Origin of the sequence: Xanthomonas arboricola (genome assembly GCF_002940665.1) — a bacterium.
In the GTDB taxonomy this organism is placed as follows: Bacteria; Pseudomonadota; Gammaproteobacteria; order Xanthomonadales; family Xanthomonadaceae; genus Xanthomonas; species Xanthomonas arboricola_B.
In genome coordinates, this window is the sequence record NZ_MIGY01000003.1 from 1,305,587 (window position 1) to 1,327,354 (window position 21,768).

General features: G+C 67.5%; 13 protein-coding genes and 1 other RNA gene. 3 read left to right on the forward strand and 11 right to left on the reverse strand.

Annotated features, from left to right (window positions below; genetic code table 11):
- Positions 1-30: 30 nt before the first annotated feature.
- Positions 31-1,440, reverse strand: coding sequence for an FAD/NAD(P)-binding protein (locus XarjCFBP7645_RS19430; protein WP_104538738.1), 1,410 nt, complete (start codon positions 1,438-1,440; stop codon positions 31-33).
- 243 nt (positions 1,441-1,683) lie between these two features.
- Positions 1,684-1,760, reverse strand: a non-coding RNA gene (locus XarjCFBP7645_RS19435) — sX9 sRNA.
- A gap of 213 nt (positions 1,761-1,973) precedes the next feature.
- Between XarjCFBP7645_RS19435 and XarjCFBP7645_RS19440 the strand changes: the two genes are divergently transcribed.
- On the forward strand, positions 1,974-2,750 hold the full coding sequence (locus tag XarjCFBP7645_RS19440) for an SDR family NAD(P)-dependent oxidoreductase (RefSeq protein WP_104538739.1): 777 nt from the start codon (positions 1,974-1,976) through the stop codon (positions 2,748-2,750).
- Between the two features lie 391 nt (positions 2,751-3,141).
- Here the strand turns inward: XarjCFBP7645_RS19440 and XarjCFBP7645_RS19445 are convergent, their stop codons facing one another.
- The 8 genes from XarjCFBP7645_RS19445 to glgA all read right to left on the reverse strand — a co-directional run bounded on the left by XarjCFBP7645_RS19445 (position 3,142) and on the right by glgA (position 16,382).
- Positions 3,142-3,774, reverse strand: a complete 633-nt coding sequence (locus XarjCFBP7645_RS19445) for an NAD(P)H-binding protein (protein ID WP_104538740.1) — start codon at positions 3,772-3,774, stop codon at positions 3,142-3,144.
- Positions 3,775-3,790: 16 nt separating this feature from the next.
- Positions 3,791-5,953 (reverse strand): glycogen debranching protein GlgX, encoded by a 2,163-nt coding sequence (glgX, locus tag XarjCFBP7645_RS19450; RefSeq protein WP_104538741.1) that lies wholly within the window; start codon positions 5,951-5,953, stop codon positions 3,791-3,793.
- A 124-nt stretch (positions 5,954-6,077) separates the two neighbouring features.
- On the reverse strand, positions 6,078-6,251 hold the full coding sequence (locus XarjCFBP7645_RS19455) for a DUF2934 domain-containing protein (RefSeq protein ID WP_104538742.1): 174 nt from the start codon (positions 6,249-6,251) through the stop codon (positions 6,078-6,080).
- Between the two features lie 13 nt (positions 6,252-6,264).
- Positions 6,265-8,868, reverse strand: coding sequence for a malto-oligosyltrehalose synthase (gene treY, locus XarjCFBP7645_RS19460; RefSeq protein ID WP_104538743.1), 2,604 nt, complete (start codon positions 8,866-8,868; stop codon positions 6,265-6,267).
- The gene (malQ, locus tag XarjCFBP7645_RS19465) at positions 8,865-10,814 is read right to left on the reverse strand and encodes a 4-alpha-glucanotransferase (RefSeq protein WP_181126392.1); all 1,950 of its coding nucleotides are present in this window, start codon (positions 10,812-10,814) and stop codon (positions 8,865-8,867) included. Before malQ ends, treY begins: the two co-directional genes overlap by 4 nt.
- Complete coding sequence (gene treZ / locus XarjCFBP7645_RS19470; RefSeq protein WP_104538744.1) at positions 10,811-12,568, reverse strand: malto-oligosyltrehalose trehalohydrolase; 1,758 nt, start codon at positions 12,566-12,568, stop codon at positions 10,811-10,813. The genes malQ and treZ overlap by 4 nt, the downstream gene beginning before the upstream one ends.
- Before the next feature lie 2 nt (positions 12,569-12,570).
- On the reverse strand, positions 12,571-14,802 hold the full coding sequence (locus XarjCFBP7645_RS19475; RefSeq protein WP_104538745.1) for a 1,4-alpha-glucan branching enzyme: 2,232 nt from the start codon (positions 14,800-14,802) through the stop codon (positions 12,571-12,573).
- Positions 14,799-16,382: a glycogen synthase GlgA gene (glgA, locus tag XarjCFBP7645_RS19480; RefSeq protein ID WP_104538746.1), complete on the reverse strand. Its 1,584-nt coding sequence runs from the start codon at positions 16,380-16,382 to the stop codon at positions 14,799-14,801. Before glgA ends, XarjCFBP7645_RS19475 begins: the two co-directional genes overlap by 4 nt.
- Positions 16,383-16,866: 484 nt before the next feature.
- Here glgA and XarjCFBP7645_RS19485 point away from each other — a divergent pair, with 484 nt between their 5' ends.
- Positions 16,867-18,495 carry a GGDEF domain-containing protein gene (locus XarjCFBP7645_RS19485; protein WP_104538747.1) on the forward strand — a complete coding sequence of 543 codons (1,629 nt, stop codon included), beginning with the start codon at positions 16,867-16,869 and terminating at the stop codon, positions 18,493-18,495.
- Positions 18,496-18,655: 160 nt separating this feature from the next.
- On the opposite strand, the gene XarjCFBP7645_RS19490 is transcribed toward XarjCFBP7645_RS19485, so the two are convergent.
- Positions 18,656-19,597 (reverse strand): DUF808 domain-containing protein, encoded by a 942-nt coding sequence (locus XarjCFBP7645_RS19490; protein ID WP_104538748.1) that lies wholly within the window; start codon positions 19,595-19,597, stop codon positions 18,656-18,658.
- Between the two features lie 240 nt (positions 19,598-19,837).
- On the opposite strand from XarjCFBP7645_RS19490, the gene XarjCFBP7645_RS19495 reads away from it, so the two are divergent.
- Positions 19,838-21,562 carry an ABC1 kinase family protein gene (locus XarjCFBP7645_RS19495; RefSeq protein ID WP_104538749.1) on the forward strand — a complete coding sequence of 575 codons (1,725 nt, stop codon included), beginning with the start codon at positions 19,838-19,840 and terminating at the stop codon, positions 21,560-21,562.
- Positions 21,563-21,768: the final 206 nt, after the last annotated feature.

Below are 21,768 nucleotides of genomic sequence, written 5' to 3' on the forward strand. Positions count from 1 at the left end.
ATCGAGATGTTGGAGTGACGGGATACCTGGCTATAGACGCGCATTGGCCTCGCGCGGCACCTGTTCCGGTTCTGGCTGTAACGCCGGCATCGCACCCAGCAACAGACGCTCTGCCAGGGCACGTGTGGCCACGCGCAACTCCGGCACGGCGGTGATTTCCCAATAGCGCCCGCGCAGCAGCGGGCCCACGCAATACAGCCCTGGCACGATCTGCCCGGCGCCATCGCGCACGCGCAGTTGCGCATCGGTATCCACGCCCAGACCCAGCGGATCGGCACGCAACAGCCCCGCCTCGCGCATGCCGGCGATCAGCGGGTCGCTGGTGCGGTCGATATCGGTATCCAGACCCGTGGCGCGGATCACCGCATCGTAATGACCGGTCTGCGCGTCGGCCGATCCACGCGGGCGAATCACCGCTTCCACGCCGTCGGGTACCCAACGCGCACGCAGCAGGCGCGCTGCGACGATCTGCAGTTGCCCCGATTGCTGCAAGTGCGCCAGTTGTTCCGCTGCGCCCGGCGCAACCCGATGCCGCGCCACTTCCCAGTACGGGCGCAAATGGCGCAGGAAGCGCGCACGCTGCGGCAACTCCAGCCGCTGCCACAGCGGTTGCAGATGCGGGCGCAAGGCATCCACCACGCGTCGCCAGTCGTCGACCACCGCACTGAGCTGACGCACACCGCGCAGCAGGCCACGCAGATCGGCATCCTTGAGTGCGCGCTGCAGATGCGGCGGCAATTCCAGCGCCGCACCCGGCTGGCGCAGATGCGCCTGCGGCGCCAGGCCGCGTCGCGAAATCGCCAGCAGGCGGCCGCGATGCCCGCGCGTGTGCAGGGTCAATGCCACATCCACCATGGTCAGCCCGGTGCCGACGATCAGCACATCGTCGTCCGGCGACAGGCGCGCCAGGGCATCGCCCTGCCACGGCCAGCCGATATAGCGCGGATGCACGCTCAGGCGCGGGCCGATCCCGGCCAACGCCTGCGGCTGCAGTGCGCCCACCGCCAGCACCACCCGATCGCTGTGGAAGGCATCGCCATTGGCCAGGAACACGCGAAAGCCCTTGCGCGCACGCTCCACCGCCACTGCTTCCTGCGACAGCCGCACGATCGACGCTTGCGCGCCACTGACCGCGGTATCCAGCTCGCTGCGCAGATAATCGCCATAGGCAAGGCGCGGCAGGAATTCCAGTCGCCCGTTGTCGCCCAGATGCAGGGTGTCGGCGAAGGCGCCTGGTGCCTGCGCGTCGATGCCCAGGTCCTTGGCGCGTACGTTGAGCAGGTGCTCCGGCCGGGCGGCGCCGTAGGCGATGCCGCTGCCGAAGGTCTCGGCCACGCCGACCAGGGTGATGCGCACCTGCGCATCGGCCGTCTGCGCCAGCGCACGGACCAGCGCGGTGCCGCAGAAGCCGGCACCGATGACGGTGATATGGGTTTCCATGTGCAACTCCCACTGAATGACCCGCACGTTGTGCCCGCAGCGCGGCGCAAACGTGTAAACAAATGGTTAGCGGCGAGCAACCGAAAACGCATGAGCTGATCATGCTTGGTGATGAGGCTTGCGTCGCAAGCGACGTACGGACGGCATTGCACAAAGATGACAGCGCACGCGACCGCAGCCAGGTGCCGGCGCATGGCTCCCAACCTGGCTCGCAGCGCAGCGCTGCGCACCGCGATTTAGGGTGGCTGACAAAACGTAGCGAGCAATCGCTCGGGGCGTGTGGACGGCGCGCTCAAAACCCGAGTGTACGAGTGGCACATGGCAATTCCGAGCACCGGCCGCGCGCCCTGGGGATGAGCGCAGTAGATCGCCAGCCCGCTACGCGCGGTGGCCGGCGCGTCGTTGGCAGAAGCGGTGGAAGTGGTGAAACGGACAGCAGACATTGCGATGCTGCGTTCAACACTGCAACGGCACCGAGCACCGCGTCACGACCGGGCTGCTCGATAATGTCGGTTTCCGATCGAGTGTCCGCCATGTCCATTTCCGCAGCATCCACGCAAATCTCGCCGCGCAATCAACGCGTGCTGATCGCAGGCGGCAGCCGTGGCATTGGGCTGGCCATTGCCGAAGCGTTTGTGCGCAATGGCGCGCAGGTCTCGCTATGCGCACGCAGTGCCGATGGGCTGAAACAGGCCGCACAGACGTTGGCGCCGTACGGCACGCCGGTACACACCTTCGCCTGCGACCTGTCGGACGCTGCGCAGATCGAGACCTACGTGCAGGCTGCAGCACAGGCGCTGGATGGGCTGGATGTGGTGATCAACAATGCCTCCGGCTATGGGCATGGCAACGACGACGCAAGCTGGCAGGCCGGTCTGGATGTCGACCTGATGGCCGCAGTGCGCTGCAATCGCGCCGCGCTGCCGCATCTGCGCAACAGCGATGCGGCGGTGATCCTCAACATCAGCTCGATCAACGCGCAACGCCCCACACCGCGCGCGATCGCCTATTCCACCGCCAAGGCGGCGCTGAATTACTACACCACCACGCTGGCCGCCGAACTCGCCCGCGAGCGCATCCGTGTCAACGCGATCGCACCCGGCTCGATCGAATTTCCCGATGGGCTATGGGCACGCCGTCGCGACCAAGAACCGGAGCTGTATGCCCGCATCCGCGACAGCATTCCGTTCGGTGGGTTCGGGCACGTGCAGCACATCGCCGATGCGGCGTTGTTCCTGGCATCGCCACAAGCGCGCTGGATCACCGGGCAGGTGTTGGCGGTGGATGGCGGGCAGTCGTTGGGTGTGTGAGCACGGCATTTCTGCTGGCGGAGATGCCAATCGGCCGCACGCCGATCCATAGCAGCGTGCCTGCGCGCGACGAGGCGTTATCGATAAAACTCCGTCGCGCGCAGGCACGCTCCTACGAATAGCAGACAATCAGTTCCTGCATACGCGACACGCTAGCGACGACGGGCAGGTGCTGGTTGATGGTGGGCAGCCGTTGGGGTGTTAGCGGGGTTTGGGCTGGCGAACATGGCGATCCGCTGCGCGTAAATCTGTAGGAGCGTGCCTGCGCGCGATGAGGCGTTACCGATAAAGCTCCGTCGCGCGCGGGCACGCTCCTACGACACGGCGGCTCCTCATATCTATCCGACTGCCTCCCGACGAGGCGACTAGGCGACTAGGCGACTAGGCGGCATTAGTCAGCCAGCTCCGCAGCCTCGACGCTGTGCTCCCCACGCGCCGGTGCCAGCGCGGCGCTGACCATGGCGGCGGCGATGCGTTCGGCCGGGTTGATGCGGAAGCGGCGTGGCAGCAGCGGGCCGAGCGCGCCCAGCACGAGGCTGCCGATATGTTCGCCGGTGCGGCGCTGCGTGCGCTCGCCGCCGATCAGGCCGGGGCGCACGAAAGTGAGCGAGGGGAAGCCGACCGCGCGCAGGTCGCGTTCCAGTTCGCCCTTGACGCGGTTATAGAAGATGCGCGACCGCGCATCGGCACCGGCGGCCGAATTCAGTACGAATACCGAGGTGCCTTGCGCGCAGACAGCACGTGCCAGCGCCATCGGGTAGTCGTGATCGATGCGATAAAACGCTTCGCGCGAGCCGGCCTGCTTCATCGTGCTGCCCAGGGCGCAGATGGCCACTTCCATGCGCGGTGCGGTCCAGTGGTCCAGGCGCTCGAAATCGATCACCTGGTTGCGCAGCTTGGGATGAATCTGCGAAAGCGGCCGGCGCGTGATCGCCACCACGCCGGTACAGCGCGCATCGGCCAGCAGTTGTTGCAGGACATGTCCACCGACCAGGCCGGTGGCTCCTGCCAGCAGCACATCCATCAGGCCACCCCGGCCATCAGCGCGCACCCTCGGAAACGATGCGCGCACTGCTGGCGATGCGATCGCGCTCCACTGCCAGCAAGGTCAGCGAGTGCGCCGGCGCCTTCCATTCGCTGCCGCCGGCCACCACGCGCCCGCCATGGCGCGCGGTATCGATCAGCACGCGCCAGTGTTCGTCGTGCATCGCCGGCAGTGTGAACGACACGCCGGTGGAGGCGGCATTGATCAGCATCAGCAAGGTCACGTTGGCGGCGATCTCGCGCAAGCCGGTGGTCGGCGAACGACCATCCAGCCGCAACATCAGCGCGCGCGCTTCCGGGTCGTGCCAACCGGCTTCGTCCATCTCGTGGCCGTCCGGTGCCAGCCAGGTGAGATCCTTCAGGCCCAGCGCTTCGTCGAACTTGCCATCGAAGAAGCGGGCGCGATGCAGCAGCGGATAACGCTGGCGGATACGGATCAGCCGCCGCACGAACGCAGCCTGATCGGCGGCGGCGGCCTTGGTGGCGGCGGTCCAGTCGATCCAGGTCAGTTCGTTGTCCTGGCAATACGCGTTGTTGTTGCCATTCTGGCTATGGCCAAACTCATCGCCGGCCAGCAGCATCGGCGTGCCCTGCGACAGCAACAACGTGGCCAGCAGGTTGCGCATCTGCTGACGGCGCAGTTGCTTGATGGCCGGATCGTTGGTGTCGCCTTCGACCCCGTAATTGGCCGAGATATTGTGGTCGCTGCCGTCCCTGCCCTCTTCGCCGTTGGCCAAGTTGTGCTTGCCTTCGTAGCTGACCAGATCGCGCAGGGTGAAACCATCATGCGCGGTGACGAAATTGACCGACGCAGTGGGGCGGCGGCCGCTGTGGTTGAACAGGTCGGCCGAGCCGGTCAGCCGCGTGGCCAGTTCGGCCAGCTGACCGCCCTCGCCACGCCAGAACGCGCGCACGTTGTCGCGGAACTTGTCGTTCCACTCCACCCAGCCCGGGGGGAAATTGCCGACCTGGTAACCGCCCGGGCCGATGTCCCACGGCTCGGCGATCAGCTTGGTCTGGCTCAGCACCGGATCCTGGCGCACCGCATCGAGAAAGCTGCCCGACGGGTCGAAGCCGTAGCGCTCGCGTCCAAGGATGCTGGCCAGATCGAAACGGAAGCCGTCGACATGCATTTCCTGCACCCAGTAACGCAGCGAATCCATCACCATGCGCAGCGCGCCGACATTGGTCAGATCGAAGGTATTTCCGGTACCGGTATCGTTGATGTAGAAGCGGCGATCATCGGCCAGGCGGTAGTAGCTGGCGTTGTCGATGCCCTTGAACGACAGCGTCGGCCCCAGCTCGTTGCCTTCGGCGGTGTGGTTGTAGACCACGTCCAGCAGCACTTCCAGCCCGGCGTGATGCAACCGCGCCACCATCTGCTTGAACTCGGCCACGGTGCGCGTGGCCATGTAACGCGCCTGCGGTGCGAAAAACCCCAGCGTGTTGTAGCCCCAGTAGTTGCGCAGGCCTTTTTCAAGCAAATATTGATCGTCGACGAAGGCGTGAACCGGGAGCAGCTCTACCGAAGTGACGCCGAGTGAGCTGATATGGTCGATCAGCTCGTCGGTCTTCAGGGCCGAGAAGGTGCCGCGGTTTTCCGGCGGCACTGCCGGATGCAGCATGCTCAGCCCGCGCACGTGCGCTTCGTAGATCACCGTGCGGTTCCACGGCGTCTGCGGCGGGCGGTCCTGGCCCCAGGTGAAAGCCGGGTCGATCACCGCAGATTTGGGCATGAATGCGGCGCTGTCGCGGCGATCGAAGCTCAGATCCTTGTCGCGGTGGCCGATGGTGTAGCCGAACAGATGCGGTGCCCATTTGAGCTCGCCGACGATCTGCTTGGCATACGGGTCCAGCAGCAGCTTGTTGTGGTTGAAGCGATGCCCGGCCTCGGGCGCATACGGTCCGTGCACGCGATAGCCGTACAGCTGGCCGGGGCGTGCGTCGGGCAGATAGCCGTGCCAGACCTCGTCGGTGTACTCGGGCAGCGCCAGGCGCTCCTGCTCGCGCCCACGCTCGTCGAACAGGCACAGCTCCACGCGGGTGGCATTGCGCGAGTACAGCGCGAAATTGACCCCCAGGCCATCCCAGGTGGCGCCGAGCGGGTTGGGACGGCCTTCGCGGATGCGCGAGCGCTGAGTGAGCTTGCGGGTGGCCATCGGTAACTCCTGAGAACGGTGAACTCAAAACGCTGAGCGAATGCGGGTGCCTGCGTGCCTGTATACGCTCACCCCGACACGGTGCCGCCTGCAGCGTGCACCATGCAAGGTGACAGAGGGACCGTTACTGGCGTGCAGTCGCCGGCAGGCCGGCCTGCTCGGCGGCGCGTTCTTCGGCATCCACCAGGCGCTCGGCCATGGCCCAATGCCGGTCTGCGTGGCCGTCCGGGCGGCCTTCGGCCTCCCAGATCTCCTGTGCCAACTGGCGAAGCCGCGCTTGCCGTTCCATGTCGTTCATTGCGTACGTTCTCTTAGGGGGTCAACAACACTGCCACTGGCGCACGTGCAAACAGCGTGGATATCGCCACGCGGCCGCCTTGTGGCTGCAGCGTGCTGCCATCGAGCACATTACGGTACGTGGCGTGCGGCAATGCCAACGACGCCTGACCCCAACTGGCCGGCGGCACCAGCAGCGGCAGGTCGCCATCGCCTGCGTTGCCGGCACCCAGCCGCGTCACTGCCACCACCAGCGACTGGCCGCGGTACTGGCGGCGGAACGCAAGTACCTGTGCATCGCCGCTGACGGCCACGGCCAACGGTTGATAATCGCCCTTCGCAAATAGCGCCGGATGTTCGGCCCGCAACTGCAACAGCAGTGCAGTCAGACGTGCCTTGACCGCGCCATCGCGCCAGCTGCGCAGCAGCGTGTTCCAGTCGCGCGCCTGCGCCAGCCATCGCTGGCGCTGCGCATAGTCGACCGGGCGGCGGTTGTCCGGATCCACCAGCGACAGATCCCAGCCTTCGGTGCCCTGGTACAGGTCGGGCACGCCCGGCACGGTCAGGCGCAACGTGGTCTGTACCAGCGCACTGCGCGCACCGGCGGCGGCGATATGGTTGCTGGCGCGCAGCAGCGCACGCCGCAGCGGCAACCCGGAGCGGCTGCACAGCACCTGCTCCACGGTGGCCTGCACGGCCTGCTCGTAGGCGGGCGAGCCATCGGTCCAGCTGGTGTGCAGCTTGGCTTCGCGCACCGCCTTGAGCAGCCACTGCGCAATGCGCTCGGCGTACTCGGCCAGCGGCTCGGTCTGGTCGGCACCCAGGCCGATCGGCCAGGCGGCCACCAGGGTCTGCCAGAGCATCTGCTGGTCGCCCCCGGCCAGTGCCGGCGAGTCCAGCGTCTCGGTCAAGGCATCGAACTGGCTGCTCTGCTCGATCCACCAACGCGGCTGCTCGGACAGCACCGCCAGCCGCATGCGCAGGTCTTCGCCGCGCTTGTGGTCGTGCGTGGCGGTGGCCAGCAACGCGCGCGGGAAGTGCTTGGCGCGTTCGAGATTCTGCGCGTGGAACTCGGCCGCGTCGTTGGCGAAGTGGGTCGGATGGCTGCCGACCTCGTTGCGCGACAGCAGCACGCCATGCCGGTAGAACGCGGTGTCTTCCACCGACTTGGCATTGAGCGGTGCGGACAACTGCTCCACGCGACGACGCAGGATGCGGCGCAAGGCGACCTGTGCGCGGTCGGCGCCGGCATCGTCGAGCAGCCAGCGCTCGATCGCGTCGACGGCCGCAACGATGGACTCCGGCATGCCCTCGCGCGCACGCGCGGCGGTGGCGCGCAGGCGCTCGGCTTCGCTGCCGGTCACGCCCTTGGCACCGGCGTAGGTGCGGTACACCGGGAACCAGCGCAGCAACACGCACAGGCCGCGCGCCAGCATCTGCGGGCTGAACTCGCGCGTAGGCGGGTCCAGTCGCGCCAAGGCCGACAACGCACCCACGGCGCGATTGAATTCGGTCTGCAGCGGGCCGCGCAGGATCTCGTCGCGTGCGCTGCGCTCTTCCTGAGCAAAGTCGCCACTGCGCCCGCTCACCTTCTGCCAGGCACGCGCCAGTGGCTTGAAGCCGGCCGCATCATGCAGCACGCCGCCCACCTGGTCCATGAAGTCGTAGCCGGTGGTGCCATCGCAGGGCCAGTCGGCCGGCAAGGCTTCGCCGGGCGCCAGGATCTTTTCCAGATACAGCCCCAGCGTGCCGGGCTTGAGGCCACGTGTGCGGCCGGCCGCATCCAGCCGGCTGCGCAGCTTGCGCACGTAGCCGGTGGGGTCGGTGAGCCCGTCCACGTGGTCGATGCGCAAGCCGTCCAGATGGCCTTCGGCCACCAGCCGCAGCGGCAGCGCATGCACCGCGTCGAACACCGCCGGCAGCTCCACGCGCAATGCCACCAACGAGGTGATATCGAAAAAGCGACGGTAGTTGAGCATGTCGTTGCCCACGCGCCACCAGTTCAAGCGGTACGGCTGGCGTTCGATCAGCTTGTGCAGACGGCCATCGCCGCGCTTGGCGCCGTCGTTGTAGTCGCGCAGCCATTGCGCACGTGCGGCCTTTTCCGGCACCTCCAGCGTCTGCGGACGGATCGGGTAGCGCTGGTCGTAATGCGCCAGTGCCGCGCTGCCGTCGTCTTCGACCACCAGGGTGATCAGGCCTTCGGCCAGTGCGGTGGCATACGGGCGGTCCAGCACCGCCAGCCACAACTTGCCGTCGCGGCCCGGGGCGCGCCAGTCGATGTCGAACCAGTCGGCATGCTTGGCGCTGCGGCCGTTGCGCAGCACATCCCACCACCACGCGTTGTCCGCGTGCGTGGCCATGTGGTTGGGCACGATGTCGGCGATCAGGCCCATGCCGTGTTCGCGCGCGGCCTGCGACAGGGCGATCAGCGCCTCTTCGCCGCCGAGTTCGGGATTGACCACGGCCGGGTCGATATTGTCGTAGCCGTGTGTCGAGCCAGGCACCGCAGTGCCGATCGGCGACAGGTACAGATGGCTGATGCCAAGCCCTGAGTAATACGGCACCTGCGCGAGCGCATCGTGCAGGGTGAAGCCGACATGCAGTTGCAGGCGGGCGGTGGCGCGAAGCTCGATCATGGATGCGGTTCCGAAACGGCCGCGACGCGACGCGCCTCGGCAAAGCCCTGCAGCGCCGTACTCAGGCGCGCATGCGGCAAGGGATCGGGCAGGCGTCGACGCCAGTTGGGATGGACCTCGACGGTGCCCGGCAGATTGGGTTGTTCTTGCAGCGCCAACGCGTCTTCCACCGGCAGCAAGGCCAGGGGCGACACGCTGGTGGCGGTGAAGCGCAGCGCGCCCAGCAGCGGGTCCTCCGCCGCGCTGAGGCCGGCGTGTTCGACTGCCGCATCCAGGCGTGCCAGGTCCTTGCTGCGCGCGGTGGCGTCATCGCTGGCCTGCGCGGGCTGGATCAGTTCCAGCTTGCGTCGCCAGTCGATATCGCGGCCTTCGCGCCAGCCGGTCAGGGTGGGCAGATCGTGCGTGGTGGTGGTGGCCACCGCGTCCGGCCGCCACAGCGCCGGCGAGACGAAGGCGCCGTCGTCGTCGCGGGTGAACATCAACACATCGATGCCCATCACCCCGCGCCGCGACAGTTCCTCGCGGATGCCCGGCGGCACCACGCCGAGGTCTTCGCCAATGACGATCGCCCGATGCCGCCACGATTCCAGCGCGAGCAGATTGAGCAGATCGTGCAGCGGATAGGCCAGATACGCGCCCTCGTTGGAGCTGGCACCTTCCGGCACCACCCACAGCCGCAACAACCCCAGGATATGGTCGATGCGAATGCCGCCGCGATCGCGCAGCACCGCGCGCAGCAGCGCGATGTATGGCGCATAGCCGCTACGCCGCAACGCGGTGGGCGAATACGCACCAATGCCCCAGTGCTGGCCGTCCGCATTGAAGGCATCCGGCGGCGCGCCCAGCACCAGGCCGCGCAGCACGGTGTCGGCGGCCGCGGCGGCTTCGGCGCCATTGGGATCGAAGCCGACCGCCAGATCGGCGATCAAACCGATCTTCATGCCGCGCTCGTGCGCCTGCCGTTGCGCATCGGACCAGCTGCGCGCGGCCAGCCATTGCGTGAACACGTGCAGCTGCGGATCGCCATCGCCGAAATCCTGCGCGGCAAACCGTGCAAAACCCGCCAGCGCATCGCCGCCCTCGCTGCGGAAGGCAAGCAGATCGGGGTGGTCGGCGGGCACGCGGGTATAGAGATGACGCAGCAGCTGCAACTTAGCCTGCGCCGAGGCCGGCCAGTCGATCAGGGCGCTGTGGTGCAGCGTATCGAAGCGCTCGCGCAGGCCGGGCACCGCGTTGATCGCCTCCAGCGCGAGCTCGCCCAATACGCGCACTGGCGCTGCATGCAGGGGATCGAGAAAACGCCGGTCGCTGGGCGAATACGGGCTGTAGCCGCCGGTGACCGGGCGTGCGGCATGCACCGGGCTCAGGGCCAGGGCATCGGCACCGGCCAGTGCGGCATGCCGCACCCATTCCACTGTGCCCGATGCGTCGCCGATGCCGGCGTCGTCGATGCTGCGCGCCGAGTACACCTGCAGCGCCATGCCCCAGGCACGCGGTGCCGGCAGGCCGCAGGCATCGGCCACGCTGAAGCAGCGTTGCGGGGCGACCGCGACCTGCTGGGTCAGGCTGTCGATCTGCAGCGTCCAGTAGCCGAAGCGCTGCGGCGCACGCACCTGCCCCTGCGCATCGGCATGCGCCGGCTCGCTGGCGCCGCTGTCGTCCAGCCAACGGCCGCTGGCATTGGCGGCAACCGATACCGGCAGCAACCCGGCCACCTGCACGGTCAGCAGCGGCGCCGGCTCGGTGGCCTGCGCCTTGCAGCGACGCAGGCTGTCTTGGCGCTGCGCAGCGGTGCCGGCGGGCAGCTCCAGCGCGGTGAGCACCGCATGCAGCGAGTGATCGGACACCTGCCGTGGCTGGTCGCTGGCATCCACCCAGTCCACCATCACCCCGGCCGCGCCGGCCAGCGCATGCAGATCGCTTCTGCTCAGATCGCGGGTGCTCATGGGCGCGCCTCGTGCCAGGCGATGAAGCCATCGACCGGCAACTGCTGCGCGTCGGCAGCGACGTTTTCGACATGCGCCACGCGGCCGCGCAGCGGCGGCATCGGCACCGCCGAGGCGCCGACGTTGAAGGCGATATGCCACAGCCCGTCGGGCAATTCCCAGCTGGCGGTCACTGCACCGTCGGCCAGCACGCTGGCGCCCACCGCGCGCGCCTGTGCAAGCCCCGGTACCAGCCACTGCCGACGCACGCCCAGCAGCGCCTTGAACCAGGCTGTCCACTGCACGCCTTCGCCCTGCGCGGCGTCCTCGATCGGCGAGCGCGAGGCGGCAAAGGTGTCGTGACTGTTCGGATCGGGGATGGTGGCGCGCTGCGCTTCGTCGGCGAATGCGGCGAAATGCGCGAATTCGCGGCGCCGCCCTTCGCGTACCGCATCGTCCAGCGGCGGGCCGAAGTCGGTGAAGAACAGGAACGGCTGCGTGGCGCCCCACGGCTCGCCCATGAAGAACAGCGGAATCATCGGCGTCAGCGTGGTCAGTGCCAGCGCAGCACGCAGGCGCTGCGGCGATACCAGCACGCTCAGCCGCTCACCGCGTGCACGATTGCCGATCTGGTCGTGGTTCTGCGCGAAGACCACGAACTTGTGCGGCGGCAGCGCCCCACTGGGCTCGCCACGCACATGCCCGCGCGGGTCCGGCTCGCCCTGGTAGGCGAAGCCTTCGCCCAGCACACGCGCCAGGTGCTGGGTGGGTTTGTCGGCGAAGGCGGCGTAATAGCCTTCCGCTTCGCCGGTCAGCAGCACATGCAGGGCGTTGTGGAAATCGTCGTCCCATTGCGCGGTGTAACCGCGTTGCAGCTGCGAGGCCTGGTTGGCCTCGTTTTCCAGCACCAGATGCACATGGCGGCCGGCCGGCAGGCTGGCCTGCACGGTCTGCCGCAAGGTATCCAGGAAGGCATTCGGGGTGATCGCATGCACCGCATCCAGGCGCAGGCCGTCGAAGCCGTATTCGTGCAGCCACATCAGCGCATTGTCGAGAAAGTAACGCTGCACCTGCGGCTTGCGGAAATCGATCGCTGCGCCCCACGGGGTGGGCTTGTCCTCGTTGAAGAATGCGGCGGCATAGCTGTGCAGGTAATTGCCGTCCGGGCCGAAGTGGTTATAGACCACGTCCAGCAACACCATCAAGCCGTGTCCGTGCGCGGCGTCGATCAGGGCCTTCAATTGATCCGGCGTGCCATAGGCTTCCACCGGCGCGTACGGCAGCACGCCGTCGTAGCCCCAGTTGTGCGCGCCCGGAAATGCGCTCAGCGGCATCAGCTCGATCGCGGTGATGCCCATCGCCGCCAGCTGCGACAGTTGCGCCTGCACGCCGGCGTAGCCGCCGCAGCTGCCGACGTGCAATTCGTAGATCACCGCCTCGTCCCACGGCCGTCCCTGCCAGTGGGTGTTCTGCCAGGCGTAGCCATCGCTGCGCTGCACGGCGCTGGAGCCGTGCACGCCCTCGGGCTGCCAGCGCGAGGCCGGATCCGGCACCGGTTCGCCGCCATCGACGCTGTAGCGATAGCGCGTATTCGCCGCGCAGGCGATCACCGCGCTGAAGAAGCCATCCTGCGCGGCCTGCAACGCGACGCGCGCGCCGTCGTCGAAGACCACGTCCACGCTCCCGGCGTCCGGTGCCCAGAGCGCGAAGCGCACCTGTCCCTCACCCGCTGGCCATGCACCCCATGCCGGCGTGGTGTCGTTGCGCTCGTTCATTCTTACTTCTCCGCTTGCAGATAGATCGTGGCCAGCGGCGGCAGGGTCAGGCGCAGGCGTTGAGCGTGCCCGTGCATGCCCATCGGCTCGGTCGCCAGGCGACCGCTGTTGCCGAGGTTGCTGCCACCGTAATGGGCACTGTCGGTATTGAGGATTTCGCGCCAGCCGCCGGCACGCGGCACGCCAACGCGATAGTCGTGGTGCGGTTGCGGGGTGAGGTTGCTCACCGCCAGCAAAGGGGCGCCGCCATCGGGATCGTGGCGGATGAACGCCAGTACGCTGTTGCGCGCGTCGTCGGCCACGCTCCAGTCGAAACCGTCGGCGCGATGCGTGCCGCGATACAACGCCGGCACCCGGCGCAATGTGGCGTTGAGATCGCCGACCAGTTGCTGCACACCGCGATGCGCGGCGCCGTCGAGCAGATGCCAGTCCAGCGATTGGTCGTGATTCCAGTCGTTCCACTGGCCGAATTCGGCGCCCATGAACAGCAGCTTGTCGCCCGGGTGCGCCCACATCAGCGCCAGATACGCGCGCAGGTTGGCAAAGCGCCGCCAGTCGTCGCCTGGCATCTGCCCGAGCAGGCCACCGGTGCCATGCACCACTTCGTCGTGCGAGATCGGCAACACGAAACGCTCGGAGAACGCGTACACCAGGCCGAAGGTGAGCTGGCTGTGGTGCTGCGCGCGCTCGGCCGGATCGCGCTGCATGTAGCTCAGCGTGTCGTGCATCCAGCCCATGTTCCATTTGTGGGTGAAGCCCAGGCCGCCCGCGCTGATCGGCGCGGTCACGCCCGGCCAGGCGGTGGACTCTTCGGCGATGGTCAGCACACCGGGAAAGCGCGTGGCGATCTCGCTGTTGAGCTGGCGCAGGAAGGCGACCGCTTCCAGATTCTCGCGGCCGCCATGCGCGTTTGGCACCCACTCGCCTTCGGCACGGCCATAGTCGCGATACAGCATCGAGGCCACCGCATCCACGCGCAGGCCGTCGAGGTGGTAGTGGTCGATCCACTCCAGCGCGCTGCCCAGCAGGTAGGCGGTCACTTCGGGCCGACCGTAGTTGTAGATCAGCGTGTTCCAGTCGCGATGCATGCCTTCGCGCGGGTCGGCATGCTCGTACACCGCGGCGCCGTCGAACTGCGCCAGGCCATGTGCGTCATCGGGGAAGTGCGCGCTGACCCAGTCCAGGATCACGCCGATGCCGGCGCGATGACAGGCGTCGACGAACTGCGCAAAGCCATCCGGGCTGCCGTGGCGCGCAGTCGGCGCATACAGCCCTAGCGGCCGATAGCCCCAGGAGCCGCCGAACGGATGCTCGGTGATTGGCAGCAACTCGATATGGGTAAAGCCGAGCTGCTGCACATAAGGAATCAGTTGTGCGGCCAGCCCCGGCCAGTCCAGCGGCTGGTTGTGCCCATCGCGCCGCCAGGACGCGGCGTGCACTTCATAGATCGACAGCGGCGCCGGCGCGGCACTGGCATCGCGTGCGGCCATCCAGGCGGCGTCGGTCCAGGCAAACGCTGCCGCGCCCGGCACCACCGAGGCGGTGGCCGGCGGCAACTCGCTCTGGCGTGCCACCGGGTCGGCCTTGAGCAACACGCGGCCATCGGCAGCGGTAATGGCGTACTTGTAACGCGTTCCGGCTTCCACGCGCGGCAGGAACAGCTCCCAGAAGCCGCCGATGCGCGGGCGCATCGGATGCCGGCGCACGTCCCAGCCATTGAAATCGCCCACCACCGCCACACGCTGCGCGTGCGGCGCCCACACCGCAAAGCGCACCCCGGGCACATCGCCGTCGCGCAGGTGCTGGGCACCCAGGGCGCGACGCACTGCCTGGCCGTCCCCGGCAGCGATCTGCAGCAGGGTGGATTCGTCCAGCGTGGCGGCAAAGGCGTAAGGGTCTTCGATCTCCTGCACCACGTCCGGCCACACGATGCGCAGCCGATACGGGCCTTCGACCGCCAGCGTGCCCTCGAACACGCCATCGACCGGGCCGGCCTGCATGCGCGCCAGCAACTTGCCGCGCGGATCGATCAGGCCCAGGGCGTCGGCGCCGGGCGCCAGCACGCGCACCAGCCGGCGGCCGTCTGCCTGGAGATGCGAACCCAATACCGCGAATGCATCGGCAGGCAGGCCATCGGCCAGCGCCTGCACGCGCTGTACTGGATCAGACATCCCGTCCATGGTCACCGCCGTCGCTTCCGTCTCCTGCCCCTGCACGCCCAGCCGTTCGCTCATGACACCGTCGCGAACGCGGGAGCGGTCGCGGCGGTGCGTTCGTACAGCGAGAGGTATTTTTTGCCGGCCACGTCCCAGCCACTGGGACGCAGCATCGCCGCGCGGCGCATCGCCGACAGCAGGCTGGGCAGGCGGAAGGTGCGAAACGCGCGTTCCAGGCAGCGGCGCAAGGCCTCGACGCTGGCGTGCTGGAACAAAAAGCCGGTGACGCCGTCATCCACCGTGTCGATCAGACCACCGGTGGCGTGCGCGATCGGCAGGCAGCCAAAGCGCTGCGCATACATCTGGCTCAAGCCGCACGGCTCGAAGCGCGAGGGCATTAGCAGGAAGTCGGCGCCGGCAAACATGCGCCGCGCCAGGCCTTCCTCGAAACCGATGAAGGCACCGACCTGGCCCGGATAGCGCCGGGTCAGCTCGGCGACCTGTTGCTCGATCTCCGGCTCGCCGCCGCCGATCACCGCGATCTGGCCGCCGGCCGCCACGATCTGCGGAGCGACCTCGCAAATCAGGTCCAGGCCCTTCTGGTGCACCAGCCGCGATACCACCGCAAACAGCGGGCCGGTGCTCTCGCGCAACCCGAAGGCCTTGCGCACCTGCGCAGCGTTGGCCTGACGGCCCTGCCACTGATTGACGCTGAAGTGCGTGTCCAGATATTCGTCGGTACGCGGGTCCCAGCTGGCGTCGATGCCGTTGACGATGCCGGTCAGCGCGCCCTTGGCGGCGCGGCCGGCCAGCAGGCGGTCCAGGCCGCAGCCCTGCGCCGGGCCGGTGATCTGCTGGGCATAGCTGACGCTGACCGTGTTGACGTGGTCGGCATGCACGATGCCGCCGCGCAGGAACGACATCTGCCCGTAGAACTCCAGCTCGGCCACACGCTCGGCCGGAATGCCCAGCGCAGCGGCCATCGAATACGGCACCAGGCCCTGGTAGGCCAGGTTATGGATGGTCAACAGGCACGGCGTGGTGCCGCCGGACCAGCGCACATAGGCAGCAGCCAGCGCGCACGGCCAGTCGTTGAGGTGCAGCAGGCGCGGCTTCCAGCCCAGCCCGGCATGGCCGGCAGCGATCTGCGCGGCAGCATGCGACAAGGTGGCAAAGCGGATCGCGTTGTCTTCGAACTCCGAGCCGCTGGTGCTCACATACGGCGAGCCATCGCGTTCGAACAGCTCCTTGGACAGCAAGATGTAGATCGGCAGGCCGTCCGATTGCACGATGCGACCGATGTCGCAGGCCGGCAATGCGGCGTGCGCCAGTACCCGTCCGACGATCTCCACCTTGCCCGCACGCGCCAGCACCGCACGGTAGCCAGGGATCAGCACCCGGACGTCGTAGCGATGGCGCAGCGCGCGTGGCAGCGCCGCAGCCACATCGCCCAGACCGCCAGCCTTGATGAAGTCCGCCATCTCCGACACCACAAACAAGGCACCGCGGGTATCGGCCGGCGACACCGGCAGGCGCTCGTGATGGCGAATGAAGCGACCGCGTGCATCACGCGGTCGCCCGCTCTTCTTGAGAGTGGGGAGCATCGTGCTGCGCTCGAAGCGTGCAGTAGTGGCGTGAAGCGGCATCATGGCAACCATCTAAACGTCCGTCGTAAAGTGGGTGGAGACGGAAAACAGCGAAGCGACAACCATCATCTGCCGATTCAGCCAGACGACCTGCTACGAATGAGGAGCGGGGCCAACGCGCGTACTCCACGTTGTCCTTGGGACGAATCTACACCCCGGGCAAATAAAATATGCGTGAATACGTGCTGACTTTTCCGCGACACCGACATGCCCATGCGCATGGTTATGCATGCCCACTGGCATAAGCGGCGCATTGCAGTGCGATGACATCCCTGCCGTGGTGCGCGATCGTTGAAACGCACCGAAAGCGGGCGATGACGGTGGCGCCCGCCATCACCCGCCTGACTTGTTCAGGCATGCACGCAGGTTGCGCATCGCCCACTCCCTGGCATCGGCGGGCATGCCGGACCAGCCCAGACCTGTCCAGACCGCTTAAGCACAACGCCTGCGCGCCGATAACCAGCGAGAGCATCAAGACTTTCCGAGATCCCGGCGCATGGCAGACCAGCCTGAACTTCCAAGCCGCCCACGTGGCGGGCTGCGCCGCCTGTTGCCCTGGGGCGGCGCGGACAGCGCACGCCCGGCCGCCGCCCTGCCCAGCGTGATCGGCAGCGAGCGCAGCGGGCACGGCTTGGCCGCGCATCAGCTGGTGCCGGCCAAGAACAAATCCGGCGCGCACGACCCGGCCGCCGCCACCGCCTTGCTGATGCGCCTGTTCTCGCATGCCGCGCATCCGGAGGCCTTGCTGCTGGCCTTTGCAGAGGGCATCACCAGCCTGCACGGCGAGCTCGGCGACATGGGTGTGCGCCTGAGCGCGGCCTATGCGGCCGGCGACTGGCCAGGCTACGGTCGCGCCTTGCGGCAATTGATCGACAAGTACATCCGCACCATCGATACCGGCGATTCGCTGGCCGAAGGACGCACCGAAGCCGAACAACTGCGCGACCTGCTGCGTCACGCGCTGGGCAATGCATTGGCCACGCTGCTGCAACGCAGCCCGGAATTGGCCGAAGAAGCACAGACCCTGGCCTCGGCACTGCGCCATTGGCGTCCCGGCCATGAGCTGATCACCCTGGAACAACGCTTGCGCGAACTGAGTCATCAGATCGGCCTACGTGCCGAAGATGCCAGCGAGCAGCAGAATCTCCTGCTCGGCTTGTTCGACCTGTTGCTGGAGAACGTTGGCGAACTGCTCGACGATCGTAGCTGGCTGCAGGGCCAGATCTCGGTGGTCCGCCAGCTGATCTCCGGGCCGTTGGACGTCGGCTCGATCGAGCAGGCGCGCGGCACCTTGCGCGAGGTCATCTATAAACAGGGTCTGCTCAAGCAGGGCATTGCCGACTCCAAGACCGCGATGCGCGAGATGATGGTGTCCTTCGTCGAGCGGCTCGACGGCATGGCCACCAGTACCGGCGAATACCACGACCGCGTTGCCGGCTATTCGCAGGCGATCGGCGATGCCCGCAGCATTCCCGACCTCAACCGGCTCCTGCAGGACGTGTTGCAGGACACTGCCGGCGTGCAGGCGCAGGCGCTGGCCGCGCGCGACGAGCTGCTGGCCGCACGTCGCCAGGTCGAAGACTCCGAGCAGCGCATCGCCTTGCTCGAACAGGAGCTCAAGGACGTGGCCGGCCTGGTACGCGAAGACCAGCTGACCGGCGCGCTGAACCGGCGCGGCTTCGAAGAGCTGTTCCAGCGCGAGGCCGCACGCACCCAGCGCGGCGGGCAACCGCTGTGCGTGGCGATGCTGGATCTGGACGACTTCCGCCGTCTCAACGAGACCCACGGCCACGCCGGCGGCGACGCCGCGCTGCGCCACACCGTGGACGTGGCCAGGTCGGTGCTGCGCACCACCGATGCCATCGCCCGCTTCGGCGGCGAGGAGTTCGTGCTGCTGTTGCCGGACTCCACCATCTTCGAAGCCAGCGCGGCGGTGATCCGCCTGCAGCGCGCCCTGGCCCAACGCTCGTTGCTGCACGACGACGTGCGCGTGTTCGTCAGCTTCAGCGGCGGCGTGGCGCTGCGCCATCTCGACGAAGCCCAGGACGATGTGATCCGCCGTGCCGACCGCGCCATGTACGAGGCCAAGGCTGCCGGCAAGAATCGGGTGATCAGCGCGGATTAGCCCCGCACACCCCGGTCTGCAGCGTCGATCGGTCGGACCAGGCACCCGGCGCACAACCCAGATGCGCCGGAGGTTCTTCGATTGCCTTGCCGGGCCCCGATCACGACCAGCCGCTGCAGTGCGGCAGCCAGGTGCTCTCCCGGCCCGCCGCATTACGGCGTCAGTGCGCCGCCGGCTTCCCGCGCAGCTTCTGGAACAGCATCACCGCGCCCAGCACGATCGCACCGGCAATCACGCCGACCAGCATGTTGCCCAGTGCATCGACCAACCAGCCCAGGCTGCCGGCCGACTTGGCAAGGTCCTGCACGATGTGATGCAGCGCCGGGATGTTGTGCACCAGGATGCCGCCGCCGACCAGGAACATCGCCAGCGTGCCGGCCACCGACAGGAACTTCATCAGCCACGGGGCGGCCACCAGGATGCCGCGACCCAGCGCAGCCAACGCTGCGCCCTTCTTGGTCAGGTACAGGCCCAGGTCGTCCAGCTTGACGATGGCCGCGACCAGGCCATACACGCCGATGGTCATCGCCAGCGCGATCGCCACCAGCACCGCGACCTGCTGCCCGAACGAGACCCCGGCCACCACGCCCAGCGACAGCACGATGATCTCCGCCGACAGGATGAAATCGGTGCGGATGGCGCCCTTGACCTTGTCCTTTTCCAGCGCCACCACGTCCACATTCTGGTCGGCCAACGCGCGGGTGCGCTCGGCATGCCGCTGCGCTTCGTCTTCCTCGTCGTGCAGGAACTTGTGCGCCAGCTTCTCCACGCCCTCGAAGCACAGATAGGCACCGCCGATCATCATCAGCGGCATCACCAGCGGGATGTTGTAGCCGCGCCCGCGCAGCCAGGCCTCCAGGGCGCTGATCGCCAGCGCCGCCGGCACCAGGATCACCTTGTTCATCAGCGAGCCCTTGGCCACTGCCCACACCACCGGCAGCTCGCGGTCGGCGGTGACACCGGTGACCTGCTGCGCGTTGAGCGCCAGGTCGTCGCCAAGGACGCCGGCGGTCTTCTTGGCCGCGACCTTGGTCAGGATGGAAACGTCGTCCAGCAGCGTGGCGATGTCGTCGAGCAGGGTGAACAGGCTGGCACCGGCCATGCGGAGATCCTTCGTGGGTGGCAGTGGATTCTCGCCGATCCTGCACCCGTATGGAGTAATGGCAGACCGTTGCAGGCCATTGCCGACCGGCGAGGCGTGATGCCGACCCCCGCCGGCCGCACGCACCGGCCATGCCCGCTGACCTCGCGCCGCACACCCCTGCGCCGTGGCCACATGCCTGGATTCACCGCCTGACGACCCGCCGCTGGCCACACTCGCGCTCTTGCACGACCGCCGGAGATGGCCTTGAGTCCGAACGACCCGTACCGCACACCGGCCCCGGCCGCGATCCCGGCCGACACCGGCGTGGTGGGCGGCATGAGCCGTCGCACGCAGATCCTGCGCCTGTTGCTGCGGTATCGCGGGTCGGGCGTGTTCGCCGGCATGAACCTGGATCCGGCCGCGATCAACGAATACGAAGTGCCCGCCGAAGGCACGCCCGACCAGTTCGTCTCCGACCTGGAAGCGCTTGGTCCCACCTTCGTCAAGCTCGGCCAGATGCTGTCCACGCGCCCGGACATCGTGCCGCCGGAGTTCGCCACGGCACTGGAGCGCATGCAGGAGAACACCAGTTCGGTGCCGGTGGAACGCATCCGCCAGATCATCGAAGAAGAACTCGGGGTGTCGGTCAACAAGGCGTTTTCGTTCTTCGATCCGGTGCCGCTGGGCTGCGCCTCGCTGGCGCAGGTGCACCGCGCCGCCTTGCGCGACGGCACCCCGGTGGCGATCAAGGTGCAAAAGCCCGAGGTCGCCGCCCAGGTACGCTCGGACCTGGACGTGCTCAAGAGCTTTGCCACCGCCGCCGACCGCCTCACCGGCATCGGCCGGCGCGTGCGCTTTGCCGACTGGCTGGGCGAATTTGGCAAGACCCTGCGCGCCGAACTCAATTACGAAGACGAGGCCGAGACGCTGGTGCGCTTCGGCAAGCATCTCAAGCCGTTTGCGCTGTTGTGGATTCCGCAACCGGTGTGGGACCTGAGCAGCCGCAAGGTACTGACCATGCAGCTGGCCGAGGGCGTGCGCGTGGACAAGATCTCCGGCCTGCGCCGCACCGAACAGCCGATGGACAAGCTGGCCGCAGAACTGGTCAAGGGCTATCTGGACCAGATGTTCGTGCATGGCGAGATCCATGCCGACCCGCATCCGGGCAACTTGCGGGTGCTGCAGGACGGGCGCCTGGCGATCTTCGACCTGGGCATGGTGGCGCACGTGCCGCCGCGCCTGCGCGAGCGTCTGCTCAAGCTGCTGTTCGCCGCCGTCGATGGCCGTGGCGAGGAAGTCGCCGAAGAGACCATCGCGCTCAGCACACGCCTGGAGGATTACGACGAAGACCGCTATCAGCGCGAAACCGGGCAGATGATCGCCCGGTACGCCGCGCACGACACCACCTCCGAGGGTCGCGTGGTGCTGGATCTGGTGCGCATCGCCACCGCCAACGGCCTGCGCACGCCGCCGGAGCTGAGCCTGCTCGGCAAGACCCTGTTGAACCTGGAAGGCGTGTGCCGCACGCTGTCGCCACACCTGGACACGCGCCGCATCGTCGAGCGCCACCTGCAGCATGTGATGCGCGCGCGCCTGAAAAAGTCGCTGTCGGCCGCCAATCTGGCCAGCGAGGCGATGGAACTGCAGCATCTGGTGCGCGAAGGACCGCGCCGCATGTCCGAGATCCTGTCGCTGGCGGCGGAGAACCGCCTGCAGATGCGCGTCACCGGGCTGGAAGAATCGCATCTGATGGAAAGCCTGCAGAAGATCGCCAACCGCGTGGCGGCCGGCATCGTGACTGCGGCGCTGATCATGGCCTCGGCGCAGATGATGCGTATCGAAACCGGCTTGAAGCTGTGGGGCTATCCGGCGATCGCGATGCTGCTGTTCCTGCTCGGTGTCGTGTTGGGCCTGGGCATCGTGCTCAGCGCCCTGCTGTTCGACCGCCGTGTACGTGCGCGCGAAGAACGCGGGCATCGATAGCGCTACACACAAACCACACCTCCGCGTAGGAGCGCACCCGGGCGCGACATGGCTTCATGCGGCGTCGCCCGCCGAAACCGCCGCGTCAGGCTGTCAAAGTGGATCGGGCGATGTGGCGTTATCGCGACGTCGCCCATGTGCGAGAAGCGCGCCAGGTGCGGAATGCAGATGCCGCCCGCCTCCGTCGATCGCCACCGCGACCAGGC